The sequence below is a fragment of the Rhodococcus sp. R1101 genome (assembly GCF_000278445.1).
In the GTDB taxonomy this organism is placed as follows: Bacteria; Actinomycetota; Actinomycetes; order Mycobacteriales; family Mycobacteriaceae; genus Rhodococcus; species Rhodococcus gordoniae.
The window spans coordinates 1-13,631 of the sequence record NZ_AJVB01000060.1 but is presented as its reverse complement, the minus strand read 5'-3'; the positions used below and the strand labels follow the sequence as shown (position 1 = coordinate 13,631).

At 65.3% G+C, this 13,631-nt stretch carries 13 protein-coding genes; 11 read left to right on the top strand and 2 right to left on the bottom strand.

Annotated elements, in window-relative coordinates; genetic code table 11:
• Both R1101_RS0106890 and R1101_RS0106885 read right to left on the bottom strand, forming a co-directional pair.
• On the bottom strand, window positions 1-1,521 hold a 1,521-nt coding region (locus tag R1101_RS0106890), incomplete at its 3' end, for a hydantoinase B/oxoprolinase family protein (protein WP_016932724.1).
• A complete protein-coding gene (locus tag R1101_RS0106885) occupies window positions 1,518-3,599 on the bottom strand; it encodes a hydantoinase/oxoprolinase family protein (RefSeq protein WP_016932723.1) in 2,082 nt (693 codons plus the stop codon). The genes R1101_RS0106885 and R1101_RS0106890, both read right to left, overlap by 4 nt.
• Before the next feature lie 324 nt (window positions 3,600-3,923).
• On the opposite strand from R1101_RS0106885, the gene R1101_RS0106880 reads away from it, so the two are divergent.
• The 11 genes from R1101_RS0106880 to R1101_RS0106830 form a co-directional block, all read left to right on the top strand.
• Window positions 3,924-4,658: a FadR/GntR family transcriptional regulator gene (locus tag R1101_RS0106880; protein ID WP_016932722.1), complete on the top strand. Its 735-nt coding sequence runs from the start codon at window positions 3,924-3,926 to the stop codon at window positions 4,656-4,658.
• Between the two features lie 137 nt (window positions 4,659-4,795).
• Window positions 4,796-5,353 (top strand): MaoC family dehydratase, encoded by a 558-nt coding sequence (locus tag R1101_RS0106875; RefSeq protein ID WP_016932721.1) that lies wholly within the window; start codon window positions 4,796-4,798, stop codon window positions 5,351-5,353.
• Window positions 5,350-6,564 (top strand): CaiB/BaiF CoA transferase family protein, encoded by a 1,215-nt coding sequence (locus tag R1101_RS0106870; protein WP_016932720.1) that lies wholly within the window; start codon window positions 5,350-5,352, stop codon window positions 6,562-6,564. Before R1101_RS0106875 ends, R1101_RS0106870 begins: the two co-directional genes overlap by 4 nt.
• Complete coding sequence (locus R1101_RS0106865; RefSeq protein WP_016932719.1) at window positions 6,561-7,937, top strand: MmgE/PrpD family protein; 1,377 nt, start codon at window positions 6,561-6,563, stop codon at window positions 7,935-7,937. The genes R1101_RS0106870 and R1101_RS0106865 overlap by 4 nt, the downstream gene beginning before the upstream one ends.
• A gap of 32 nt (window positions 7,938-7,969) precedes the next feature.
• Window positions 7,970-9,133, top strand: coding sequence for an acyl-CoA dehydrogenase family protein (locus tag R1101_RS0106860; RefSeq protein WP_016932718.1), 1,164 nt, complete (start codon window positions 7,970-7,972; stop codon window positions 9,131-9,133).
• A complete protein-coding gene (locus R1101_RS0106855) occupies window positions 9,130-9,957 on the top strand; it encodes an HpcH/HpaI aldolase/citrate lyase family protein (RefSeq protein ID WP_016932717.1) in 828 nt (275 codons plus the stop codon). Before R1101_RS0106860 ends, R1101_RS0106855 begins: the two co-directional genes overlap by 4 nt.
• An 87-nt stretch (window positions 9,958-10,044) precedes the next feature.
• Window positions 10,045-10,182, top strand: coding sequence for a hypothetical protein (locus R1101_RS30120; protein ID WP_016932716.1), 138 nt, complete (start codon window positions 10,045-10,047; stop codon window positions 10,180-10,182).
• A 117-nt stretch (window positions 10,183-10,299) separates the two neighbouring features.
• A complete protein-coding gene (locus R1101_RS0106845) occupies window positions 10,300-11,328 on the top strand; it encodes a PDDEXK nuclease domain-containing protein (RefSeq protein ID WP_016932715.1) in 1,029 nt (342 codons plus the stop codon).
• A gap of 240 nt (window positions 11,329-11,568) precedes the next feature.
• The gene (locus tag R1101_RS30115; protein ID WP_016932714.1) at window positions 11,569-11,775 is read left to right on the top strand and encodes a hypothetical protein; all 207 of its coding nucleotides are present in this window, start codon (window positions 11,569-11,571) and stop codon (window positions 11,773-11,775) included.
• Between the two features lie 70 nt (window positions 11,776-11,845).
• Window positions 11,846-12,145, top strand: a complete 300-nt coding sequence (locus tag R1101_RS0106835; protein WP_016932713.1) for an SHOCT domain-containing protein — start codon at window positions 11,846-11,848, stop codon at window positions 12,143-12,145.
• Window positions 12,138-13,631, top strand: a 1,494-nt coding sequence (locus tag R1101_RS0106830) for a multicopper oxidase family protein (RefSeq protein ID WP_037222370.1), incomplete at its 3' end; no start/stop codon positions are given. The genes R1101_RS0106835 and R1101_RS0106830, both read left to right, overlap by 8 nt.

Genomic DNA, 13,631 nt, shown 5'->3' with positions numbered 1-13,631 from the left:
GTGGCCACCGAGCGCTCCGGCGGGCGGGTCGGAGCGGTTGTCGGCTTCGGATCCGAGGAAGGTATCGGTCTCCATGAGCCATTTGCGGACACTGCCGATGCCGCCTCGCCATTGGCCGGGGGCAGGAGCTTCGTCGCGGAGTTCGTATCGGAGGGCACGCATGGCGTGGTTGAGTTCGAGTTCTTCGATGGGGTTGTTGCGGGTGTTGGCCATGAGCGAGTCGACGGCGTCCATGCCGTCCTTGCCGTTACGTCCGCCGTACGAGCCTTCGTTGATTTCGATGTAGACCCAATAGGATTCGCCGTCTTCGGCGACACCGGAGTAGGCGATGGCGCACAGTGCTGCCGACGACCCGGCGATCGCGTGGTCGGGGAGCACGGGTGCCAGGGCGAGGTTGATGGAGTCGAAGATTCGGTTCACCTGGGAGAACCGCGCGAAACACGATGCCGGGAAGTCCGGGTTGAAGATCGTTCCCTCGGGTGCGTATGCCTTCACCGGGCGGAAGCAACCGTCGTTCTGGGGGACGAATTCCTCGGTCAGGTCTTCGTCGAGCAGGATGGTGCGGATCGCGGCGACTGCGACAGGGAGGACGGATCCTTCGAAGGGCACGTTGAAGGCGGTGGGGACCTGGTCGTTGGAACCGGTGAGGTCGATGAGGATGTCTTCTCCCTCGACCTGCACGCGCACGGCGACCTTGAGGGGGACACCGCGGTTCTTTCCGTCGTCGTCCAGATAGCCGACAGGTGCTTCGTAGCTGCCGTCCGGGATCTCGCGGATTCGGCTTCGAAGCATGTTCTCCGAGTAGTCCATCCACCGTTCACTGGCGCTCATGACGGTGTCGAGGCCGTACTTCTCGAGCAGTTCGACGAATCGCTTCTCACCGATGCGCGCGCAGGCGATGAGTGCTTCGAGATCGCCTCGGTTCTGTTCGGGTGTGCGGACGTTGTCGAGGATGTGCTGGATGAGATAATCGTTGCGGACTCCCGCGTCATAGATCTTCATCGAATCCATGAGTTTGCCCTCGGCCCAGACGTCGACGACGTCCATGCACAGGCCGGGGAAGTTGCCGCCGACATCGGATACGTGTCCGGTGCATCCGGCGAATCCGATGTGTTCGCCCTCCCAGAAGATCGGGATGATCACGCCGTAATCGGGGGAGTGGGCTGCACCGTGATACGGATGGTTGTGCAGGACGACATCGCCGGGCCGGTAGGTGCCGGCGAGTCTACGGTTGACGCCCCGGATGTAGGCGGGGATCGAACCGCAGTGCATCGGTGTCGAATCCGATTCGCACAGTTCGCGGCCGTTGATGTCGAAGATGCCGGCGCCGAGATCTTCGGATTCGCGGATCAGGCTCGAGTAGGCCATGCGGTAGAGGACCTGCGCCATCTCCTTGGCCATGGACTGCAGTGCACCGCCGATGACGCGCAGGGTGATCGGGTCGACCTCCACGTCGTTCCACGTACGGTGGGATTCGCCCGCGAGCGATACGCCGGTTTTGGGCATCAGGGTCTTGCTCATGCGGGCTTCCTCTCGATGATGATGTGGCCGACCGCGTCGACGGTGGCGTGCTGATTCATGCCGATGATGGTCGTGGAATCGAACTGCTCGACGATGGCGGGGCCTTCGATGGTGTTGCCGGCCAGGAGAAGCGAGCGGTCGTAGACGGGGGTGTCGATCCACTGCGGCGCGGCTGTTTCGTCGCGCCAGAACAATGCGCGGGTCATGGTCTTGATCGCCGCGGAACCGTCGGCGGTGCCTGTGTCGATCTCGGTGATACGGACGTGCGGTACGGCGCCGACACCGGTGACGCGGATGTTGATCAGCTGCACCGGCTTGTCGTCGAAACGCTGGGAGTAGGTCCGCCCGTGTGCCTCGTGAAAGGCCTCGGAGACGGTCTTGACCCAGACGTCGTCGATCTCGCCGTCGGGTGCCGGGACCCGCAGTTCGTAGCCCTGACCGACATAGCGGCAATCCACACTACGTTCGAGCGAGATGTTCTCGGCGGGAACGCCGTCGGCTTCGAGTTGAGCGATGGCCTCGCGGGAGAGCCGGTCCATCTGGGTCCGCAGCAGGTTCAGATCCGCGTCCGCGGAAGACGTCCACACCGTGGTAGGGATTTCGTACCGGATGTCGGTGGTCAGCAGGCCGACCGCGGAGGTGATGCCGGGGTGCCCGGGCACGACGACACGCGGAATACCGAGTTGGTCGGCGATCTGCCACGCGAAGAGGGGACCGGCGCCGCCCTCGGCGATGAGCGAGAAGTCGCGCGGATCGTAGCCTTTGCGTACCGAGTGGAGGCTGATCGCTTCGGTCATCGAGTGGGCGAGGATCTTGAAGATCCCCATCGCGGCTTCGTCCACGCCGGTTCCGAGCTTGTCGGCGATGTGGGTCCGGATCGCGGTGCGGGCCAGCTCGGGTTCGACCTTCATGGTGCCGGACAGGAAACTGTCCTTGCGCAGCCAGCCCATCATGACCATGGCGTCGGTCGAGGTCGGTTCGGTGCCGCCGCGGGCGTAGCAGGCGGGTCCGGGGAATGCGCCGGCGCTTCGGGGCCCGACCCGGAACATGCCGCCTTCGTCGACCATGGCGATGGAACCGCCGCCGGCGCCGATCGTGTCGACCTCGGCCATCGGCACCATGGCGTGGTAGTCGCCGATGCGGGTGTCGAGGAGGTGCTTCATTCGGAGAGCGCCGTTCGGTGCCACGCCGATGTCGGCGGAGGTTCCGCCCACGTCGAGTGTGATGACGCTCGGGAATCCGGAGGCCTTGCCGATGGCGCATCCACCCAGCAGTCCGGCGACCACGCCGCTGGTCAGCAGCGAGACCGGCTGTTCGCTGGCGCTGCGCGAGGTGACGAGACCACCGGCGGAGGTCATCAGGTGCACGTCGTCGCCGACCTGCGCTGCGGCAGCCTTCTGTGCCAGGCTGGCGATGTAGCGCGAGGTCTTCGGTCCGATGAAGGCGTTGAGTGCCGCGGTGGAGAAGCGTTCGTATTCGCGGTACTGCGGGGCGACCTCGCTGGAGAGCGAGATGAACACCTCGGGGTACTCCTCGAGAATGATGTCCTTGACGCGTTTTTCGTGTGTGGGGTTGCGATAGGAGTGCAGAAAGGCGACGGCGATGGCGTCGACTCCGCGTTCACGGAGCAGGCGAACTTCTCGGCGCACCGCGTCTTCGTCGAGCGGTGTGAGGACGTTGCCGGCGGCGTCGATCCGCTCGGGCACGACCCGGCGGTTGCGGCGCGGGACCAATTGCCACTTCTGCCAGGGAAGGTCCTGATAGTTCGAGTAGTTGAGGGGGCGCTTCTTGCGGGCGATGTGCAGCAGGTCGCGGAAGCCTTCGGTCGTGATCATGCCGACGTTGCACCCGTTGTGTTCGAGCACGATGTTGGTGGCGACGGTGGTGCCGTGGAAGAACATGTCGATGTCGGATGGGTCGATGCCGGCGCGTTCGGCGAGGACCTCGATGCCGTCCATGGTTCCGATGGACGGGTCGTGGTTCGTCGACGGAGTCTTGTGGACCACTACGGTGCCGTCGTCGTCCCACAGCACGAGGTCGGTGAACGTGCCGCCGACGTCGACTCCGATTCTCTTCATCAGTACTTCCAATCTTTCGGTGCCCGCGAGGAGCGGAGGGGACGACCAAGCCGTACGGCGGTCCGAAGTCTGGGGTGGGGGGTCACCGGGAGGGGTGATGTAGGTCATCGTGCTTGAGGGCGCTCGAGAAATCAATACCTCAGATGTTTTCGGTGCGAATCTGCCTCGAATCCCGGCATGCTCAGGTCAGATCCTTGGAAATTGCGCCTAAAGAGCGGATGATTAGCGGGTATGGGACGGGTGCGTGGTGACCTACCCCGGCCGCAATGTCGGGTTAGGCTCGGGCCGTTCACCGCAGCTTTCGAGAGAGAAGAGTCGACGCTCGTGACCGAATCGACGACCGGGGACGCACCCGTCAAGAACGGACCTGCCTATGCGGTCCTCGCGGAGCATCTGCGCACCCGAATCTTGTCCGGTGAGTTGCAACCCGGTGCCCGGTTGCCCGGGGAAGCCGAGCTGACCGCCGAATTCGGTGTCGGCCGCAGCACGATCCGTGAGGCCCTGCGTTCGCTGGCGAGCCAGAACTTGATCACGACGACCCGCGGTGTCACCGGGGGGAGTTTCGTCGCCGCGCCGAGTGTCGGGCACATCAGTGCGCATCTCGAGACGGGTGTGGCTTTGATGGCGGCAGCGGAAACGGTCACCGTCGCACAGTTGATGGAAGTGCGGAACCTCATGGAGGTGCCGGCGGCGGGCATGGCCGCGTTCCGCCGGACCGACGAGCACCTCGAGCAACTCGAAGCGTCGATCTTCGACCCGCACAGTCTGCAGGGGCCCGAGACGTTCGCGAAGAATCAGCAGTTCCACCTGGTTCTTCTGCGGGCGACCGACAATCCGTTGCTCGAATTGATCACTGCGCCGGTGTTCCGGGTGCTGTCGAGCAGATTCGGGCGCGAGCATGCCCCGGAGGGGTTCTGGCAGTGTGTCGATCACGATCACCGCGCGATCCTCGATGTGGTCGCCGCCGGAGACTCCATGGCGGCGATGGATCTGATGCGTCGGCATCTGGACAACTTGGGTGATTCGTATCGCCGGATGGATCGACGCGGTCCGGACTAGAGATAAAACATCTGCTTTTTAGGCGGATGAAGGTTGCAGATTTGACGATAATTGCCTCGCTCTGCCCTATTGACCCTCCAAATGTCTGATGTATTGTTCGAAGGAACGTACTCGCCGAACTGATGTGAGGAGACACGGTGGCAGTGCATCAGGCTGTTCTCGGCCGATTCTTCGAGGACTATGTTGTAGGGGACATCTACCAGCACCCCATCGGGCGCACGGTCTCCGAAGCCGACAACACGTGGATCACGTTGCTGTCGATGAACACCAACCAGAACCACTTCAACGCTCATCTCGCAGCGCAGAACCCCATCACCGACGGTAAGGTCATCGTCAATTCCGGCCTGACAGTCGCTGTGGTACTGGGTATTTCGGTGCTCGACATGAGCCAGAACGCCATCTCGAACCTCGCGTTCACCGATATCAAGATGTCGCACCCGGTATACGTAGGGGACACCATCTACGCGGAGAGCATCTGCACAGGACTGCGCCGGTCCGAATCCCGACCCTATGCGGGAATCGTATCCATGATCACCCGCGGACTGAATCAAGATGGCACGGAAGTCATCTCGTGGAAACGGTCGGTCATGGTCGCAACCCGCGAGAGCGGAATCGGCCAGAACTACTTCCCCGAAGCCAAGAGCGGACCGCTGCAACTGCCGGCACCCGCCGACCCGGAAGGGGCGCTGTCGTGAAACCACTCCAGGACGTCCGCATCATCTCGCTCGAGCAGTACGGGGCGGGCCCGTTCGGCAGTGTCCACCTCGCCGACCTCGGTGCCGACGTGATCAAGATCGAAGACCCCAACGTCGGGGGCGACGTCGGACGTTACGTCCCGCCCTACAACGACGGCGAGGACTCACTGTTCTTCGAAACCTTCAACCGCAACAAGCGCAGCCTTTCGCTCGACCTGTCGTCACCGGCCGGTCGCGCAGTGTTCGAAGACCTCGTCCGCACCAGCGACGCCGTCTACTCCAACCTCCGCGGCGATGTACCGGCGAAAATCGGCATCACCTACGACGACCTCAAACACCTCAATCCGGCCATCGTCTGCTGCAGCCTCACCGGCTTCGGCATGACCGGCCCGCGCGCCGAAGAACCCGGATACGACTACATTCTGCAAGGACTCGCGGGATGGATGAGCGTCACCGGTGACCCCGAAGGACCTCCCACCAAATCCGGGCTCTCGCTCGTGGACTACTCGGGCGGCTTCGTCGCCGCGATCAGCCTGCTGTCCGGACTCCACGCCGCCAAACGGGACGGCATCGGCGGAGACTGCGACGTCTCGCTCTACGACACCGCGATGTCGCTGCTCACCTACCCGGCCACCTGGCATCTGAACGCCGGCTTCGAACCGGTGCGCACCAAGAACTCGGCGCATCCCTCCCTCGTACCGTTCCAGGCATTCGAGGCCAGCGACGGCTGGCTCGTCGTCGGCTGCGCCAAGGAGAAGTTCTGGGAACGCCTCGTCGTCGCGATCGACAGACCCGACCTGGGCGCCGATCCACGCTTCGCGAACTTCGCACTGCGCGGGGAGCACCAAGACGAACTCCTCCCCATTCTCGAGCAGACCTTCGCTACGCAGCCGGTGGACTACTGGCTCTCGCGCCTGCAGCCGGCCGGTGTGCCGTCGGGCCCGATCAACGACGTCGCCCAAGCTCTCACCGAACCGCACACCCGTGCACGAGGCCTCCTCGTCGAGACCGAACACCCCACCTTCGGTACGGTGCGCCAAGTCGCCTCCCCGGTCCGGTTCGGTTCCGAGCCGATGCAGTACCGGCGTGCTCCGCTACGCAACGAACATTTCGACGAGATCGTCCGCGACCTCGGCTACAGCACCGAACGCGTTGCGGAGCTGACCGGCCAAGGTGCCTTCGGCAAACAAACGAGCGAGGCTCGGGCGTGACGTCGTCGGTCCTCGCCCGATGGGCCCACGGCCTGACCGCCGCGGACCTGTCCGAGAATGTCCGGCACGCTGTCGCGCGACATCTTCTCGACGGGGTCGGTAACGCCGTCGCCGCGCAACGCCTCGGATACGGGCGAGCGGCATGGACGGTCGCCGATGCGCTCGGCGGTCCGGCCGAAGCCAGGCCGCTGACCGGGACGCGGGCGATCTCCGCTCCGGCGGCAGGTATGGCGACCGCGGTGCTGGTGCACGCATTGGACTTCGACGACACCCATGCCGGTGCCCTCGTCCACGCCACTGCGGTGTCCGTTCCTGCAGCATTGGCTGTCGGACAACAGGTTCGAGCCACGGGAGCGGACGTTCTCACCGCTGCTGCGATCGGACTGGAGACGGCGTGCCGGCTCGGGGCCGCCAGTCCTCACGGTTTCCACGGACGTGGCCTCCATGCGACAGCCGTGGTCGGCCCGTTCGCCGCGGCGCTTGTCGCGGGCAAGCTGACCGGGCTGCCGGTTCCGGTGCTGGTGCACGCTCTCGGTGTCGCGGGCTCGTCGAGTGGAGGGCTGCTCGAGTTCCTCGATACCGACGCCGACACCAAGGCGCTGCATCCCGGCTCGGCCACACTGGGCGGGATCCTCGCAGCCCGGTTGGCTGCTGCGGGCGCCAGCGGCCCGGCGTCGGTGCTCGAAGGACGCCGGGGTGTGTATGCGTCGATGTCGGAGCGACCCGCCGACCTCACGATGTTGACGGACGGATTGGGCACCGATTGGGAAGCGACCCGCATCGGTATCAAGCCCTACCCGAGTTGCCAGCTCATGCATGTCACTCTCGACGCGGTCACGGCGGCTCTGAGCGTTGGGAGTGTGGACCCCGCGCAGGTGGCCGATATCGAGGTGCACGTTCATCCGGATTCCGTGCCGATCGTATGTGGTCCGAACGCCGGTGTGGCCGCACCGCGCAGCACCTACGACGGCAAGTTCGACCTTCCGTGGAGTGTCGCTGCGCTCGTGCACGACGGACGTATCGATGTCGCGACCTACACCGGCGCGTCGATCGCCCGTGACTCGGTGCTCGCGACCGCTCGCACGGTCCGTGTCGTCGAAGCCCCGACCGAGGGTCCGGCGGCGTCGGCACCCGGACATGCGATCGTCACTCTCGACGACGGACGTGTACTCGAGGGACGCGTCGCAGGTAGCCGTGGTACCGCCGCGTTCCCCCTCGACGATCAGCAGTTGCTCGCCAAGTTCATCGCCAACTGCGGTGATCATCCCTGTGCCCCGGAGCTCGCCGACCGAATCTTCGGGCTTGCCGACGAGCCGGATCTGACCGCCGTCCTCGATCTCGCGGCCCGCATCGCGCCCGCACCCCTGCACTGACCACCTGTGCACCGAATATCCCAGGAGCCATCATGGATTTCACCTTCGACGAGCAGCAACTGGCGTTCCGAAAGGCGTTACGTCACTTCGTGGACAAAGAGATCGTTCCCGTCGCCAACGAGTGGGAGAAATCGGGACGATATCCCACCGAGATCGTCGAACACATGAAGGCCATGGGACTGTTCGGCATCACCACGCCCGAGGAGTACGGCGGTATCGACCTCGACAAGGTGTCGTTCACACTCGTGTACGAGGAACTGGCCCGCGGTTGGATGGGCATCGCCGGCATTCTCGGCAGCCACAATCTGTCCTGCTGGATGATCAACCGCCACGGCACCGAGGAACAGAAGCAGGCCCTGCTGCCGAAGCTGGCCACGGGGGAGTGGCGGACCGGGATCGGACTCACCGAGCCCGGCGCGGGCACGGACCTGCAGGGAATCCGAACGACGGCGCGCCGCGACGGCGATCACTACATCGTCAGCGGCGCCAAGACGTGGATCACCAACGCCCGGCACGCGAACGTCCTCCCGGTTCTGGTGAAGACCGACCCGTCCGCGGAACCGGCACACAAAGGCATGAGCATCCTGCTGATCGACACCACGCTTCCAGGTTTCGAGGTGCAACGGGATCTCGGCAAACTGGGGTACAAGGGCACCGAGTCCTGCGAGATCCTCCTCGACGACATTCGGGTGCCGGCCGACGCATTGCTCGGCGGAACAGAAGGGCGTGGTCTGCAGCAGGCCCTGTCGGGCCTGGAAATCGGTAGGCTCAACATCGCCGGCCGTAGCGTCGGTATCGCCCAGGCCGCCTATGACGCAGCGCTGTCCTACGCGCGAGAGCGCACCGCGTTCGGGCAGCCGATCGCGGACTTCCAGGCGATCCAGCTCAAGCTGGCGGACATCGCCACCCACCTGCAGGCCGCCCGGCTGATGACGTATTGGGCGGCTTCGCAGGCAGACTCGGGTAAGAGAGTCGACATGGAGGCCGGCATGGCGAAGTACTTCGCCTCCGAGACGGCCATCACCGCGAGCCTCGAAGCGATGCGTATCCATGGCGGCTACGGATACTCGACGGAGTTCGTCGTCGAGCGGTTGTACCGCGACGCACCTCTCATGTCGATCGGCGAGGGCACCAACGACATCATGCGGACCGTCATAGCCAAGGCGCTGGTCTCCGGTTCCGGGGTCATCGGATGAGCGTGGCGTTGACCTACCTGTACGTCCCGGGTGATCGTCCGGAGCGTTTCGACAAGGCACTCGCCTCGGGTGCCGACGCGATCGTGCTCGACCTCGAGGACGCGGTCGCCGCTGATCGAAAGGTGCTCGCGCGTGAAACGGTAGCTCGGTGGATCGCTGCGCTCGCCCCCGGTTCCGTGGAGGTATGGGTGCGTGTGAACCCGGGAGCGCTGCAGGAGGCGGACATCCGTGCGGTCGCGCACCCGCGGCTGACGGGGGTGTGGCTGCCGAAGGTGGGATCCGCACACGACGTCGAACAGGTCGATGGCCTCCTGGCAGAGCTCTGTCCCGATGCTGCGGTATCCGCGCTGATCGAGACCGCTGCCGGCGTGTTCGCCGCACCGGCCATCGCTCGTGCGCCCCGAATGCGGTTTCTGCAACTCGGAGAAGTCGACCTGGCCGCAGACCTCGGTGTCGAGGTCGACGACGACGGGACGGCGCTGTTGTTCGCACGCAGCCGAGTCATCGCTGCGGGTGTGGCGGCAGGAATCGATCCGCCCCCTGCCGCGGTGTCACGCAATTTCCGTGACAGCGACGCCCTGGAAGCGGATACGCGCGCCCTCGCGCGCCTCGGATTCGTCGGGCGGGCGTGCATCCACCCGGCGCAGCTCGCCCCGGTTCGTCGAGTGTTCACACCGTCCTCGGAGGAGGTAGGCAAGGCCCGTGCCGTGCTGGCCGGCCTGAAGGCGGCGGAGTCCGGTGTTGCTGTGGATGAAGCCGGATTCTTGATCGACGAAGCGGTCGCTCGGCAAGCACGCAGGGTGCTGGAGCGAGCGGGACGATGACCGGACCTGCCTGCCACTACGCCTGAATGTGCGCCTACCGCCGGAGCGTTGCAGCGCTCGGCCGAACGACCTCGATCGAGGATCGGTGTGCCGAATACCGCCTACTGCCGCGGTGACGACACGGTCCGAGGCCTACTGTGTCGAGGCCGCGTCACCGGCGCCCCGGCGCTGCGGCAGGTCGACTACGACGAGCTCGCCCACCACATCGGTGCGGTCTCCGAGTAGCCGATGTGCAACATCGCCACATCGGCGACAGCCTCCCCGCCAGGTACCCGGCAACATCTCTGTGGGCTCGCCCTCCCAGGAGGACGGAGGGTCGGTTCGGTCCGTTAGCGTCGAGGAATGTCGTCTCCCGTCCCGTCCGAGTACGCCGATACGCTCGAGAGCATCAAACGGCTCGTGCATCGAGCACGCTACGTGGCCCAGCGCCGGGTGAACACCGAACTGCTCCGGCTCTACTGGCAGATCGGAGCGACGATCATCGAGCGACAGAAGACAGCTCCCTGGGGCAGCAAAGTCCTGTCCCGGCTCTCGGAGGATCTGCGCACCGAGTTTCCCGGAGTAAAGGGATTCTCCCCGGCCAACCTCAAGTACATGCGCAGGTTCGCTGAGGCCTGGCCCGACCCGGCGGCAATCGGCCAACGACCCGTTGGCCAATTGCCGTGGGGGCATGTCATCGAGTTGCTCGACAAGCTCGAGGACGTCGAGTTACGCGAGTGGTACAGCGCCAAGGACGTCGCACACGGCTGGAGTCGTCCCGTGCTGGCTCACCAGATCAAGACGAACCTGCACGCGCGGGAGGGGGCGGCACCGTCGAACTTTCCGCGCGCTCTCGAACGCCCCGACTCCGAGCTGGCTCAGCAGATCACCAAGGATCCGTTCACGCTCGAGTTCCTCGCCATCGACGGGGACGCCGCCGAGCGCCAGCTCGAGGATCGGCTCGTCGAGCGCATCATCGACACTCTGCGTGAGCTCGGCCCCGGGTTCGCGTTCGTCGGTCGTCAGGTCCACTTCGATGTCGAGGGCGACGACTTCTTCGTCGATTTGCTGTTCTTCCACGTCGAACAGCTCCGGTACGTGGTCATCGAACTCAAGACCACCAAGTTCGACCCTCGTGATGCCGGCCAACTCGGCTTCTACGTCGCGCTGGTCGAGGATCGGTTGCGCAGACCGCAGCACCAGCCCACGGTCGGGATGCTCCTCGTCGCGGACAAGAACGAGTCCGTCGTCCGGTACGCCCTCGCCGGCACCACGCAGCCGATCGCGGTATCGCGCTACGACCTCTCGCCCGCCGAGCAGGCTGCGCTCCCCGCCGAGGACGCTCTCACACGGGCAGTTGCTCTCGAACTCGACGACCATATGCCGGAGTGACGAGACGCCGTCCATCTTTCTGCTCCTCACCTGAGATGGCGATGCGGAGAGGAAAGCGGACAGGGGCTGCACGGTGTCGCGGAACCGGCACGGAGTGTGACGGGCCCACGAGCGGCCGTCGGTTCCACCGACGGGCGCCGCGCTGACGATCTGCCACTGCGAGTCGCGCGGAGGGTCTCGATGCGCCGGAAAGTCGTGGCGATGGATGTAGCACGCCGATCCGGCATTGTCTTCGGTGTAATGGAATCCGACGACGCGCAACGAGAAGCGCCCACCAGATTCGCCAAAGACGGTTCGTCCTCGACAATCATCGACCGCAGACCGGTCGAGGGGCGCACCGGCGTCGTCGGGTCGCTGCCGGATGCGGGTGGGCGAGCGGAAGAGGACGTCATGGTGTCCACCATCGCCGGCACCGTCCAGGAGTCGGCGCCGCGGCGGGTTTCTTGAGCAAATCTTCATACGACCTCCACCGAACCCGTGGGGTGGATGCCCGACGCTGAAGGTACGAAACCGAGGGATGGAGGCGACCATGATGGGCTGGGTCGGTGACATCGGGTGGGCGGGATGGACCGCCATGACGGTGTGCACGCTCGTGTTCTGGGCGGTGGCGATCTATCTGGTGGCTACCCTGTTCCGCACCGATCGAGCAGAAGGTCCTGCTCACACCGAGCAGCAGGACGATCCACTGCGGATGCTCGAAAGGCGTTTCGCCCGTGGCGATATCACCTCCGATGAATTCGTGTCCCGCCGGCGGACGTTGACGCAGCCCGGTGGCGCCGCCTCGACCGGCGAGCAGCAGGAGCAGGCCCGTGGTTAGGGTTCCCCGCCGAGCCTTCCTGATCGGCTCGATGCTGACCGGCGTCGGGGTTCTGGCGGGCTGTTCCCCGTCGGGGGCCGCGACCGGCGTGCCGGTGTCCGCCACGTCACCGGTGGTACGTCGTCTCGAGCAGCAGCGCCGCTCCCCGGGCCAGCAGGTGATCTCGGCCCGGTTGGCGCCGCGTCCGGTCGAGGTGGATCTCGGAGGACACATCGTGTCCACCTGGGCATATGACGACCAGGTGCCGGGGCCGCTGATCCGCGCCCGTGCCGGGGATCTGCTGCGGGTGGAGGTGGACAACCAGCTGCCGGTGGAGACGAGTGTGCACTGGCACGGGTTGGCATTGAGCAACGACATGGACGGGGTTCCCGGGCTGACCCAGGACCCCATCGCCGCCGAAGGGCGGTTCGTCTACGAGTTCACCGTCCCTCATGCGGGCACGTACTTCTATCACTCCCATTCCGGTCTGCAACTCGACCGCGGGCTCTACGGCGCACTGATCGTCGATGATCCGGCCGATCCGGGTGCGTACGAGCACGAGTGGATCGTGGTGCTCGACGACTGGCTCGACGGCACCGGACGTACCCCTGAGGATGTGGCCCGCGAGCTCGGTATCGGTGCCGATACCAGCAACGGTGACACCACGACGGGCGGGATGGACCACGGCGCCATGGACATGGGCGGTATGGACATGGGGGAGGAAACCATGCTCTCGCCGCTGCTCGGGGGCGCCGGGGACGTGAGCTATCCCCATTTCCTCGTCGGTGGGCGTGTACCCGACGATCCGATGGTCCTGACCGCCGCACCCGGACAACGGGCACGGATCCGGTTCGTCAACGCCGGCGCCGACACCGCCTTCCGCGTCGCACTGGGCGGTCACCGGATGACGGTCACCCACACCGACGGTTTCCCGGTCGTACCGCAGGACACCGACGCACTGCTGATCGGCATGGGTGAGCGTTTCGACGTGCTGGTCACCCTGGGCGACGGGGTGTTTCCCCTGTTCGCCCAGGCCGAAGGCAAGACCGGGTACGGACAGGCCGTGGTGCGCACCGCCGCCGGCGAGTTGCCGCCACAACCCCGCCCCGATGAACTGGACCGGCGGGTGCTGCTCGGCACCGACCTTGCGCCCCGGGAGTATGTGCGTCTGGCCGAGCGTGATCACGACCTGTATCACAGCGTGGACATGGGCGGGACCATGTCGCCGTACCGCTGGACCCTCAACGGCCGCGCTCATCCCGCCGGCGCACCGCTGAACGTCAACCAAGGACAACGGGTGCGCATGCGGATGCGCAACATGTCGGACATGTTCCACCCCATGCACCTGCACGGCCACACCTTCGCGCTCACCGACACCGGACTGCGCAAGGACACCGTCACCATCGGGCCGATGCGCACCGTCGAGATCGAATTCGATACCGACAACCCCGGCCAATGGGCGCTGCACTGCCACAACGCCTATCACCAGGAAGCCCGGAATGATGAC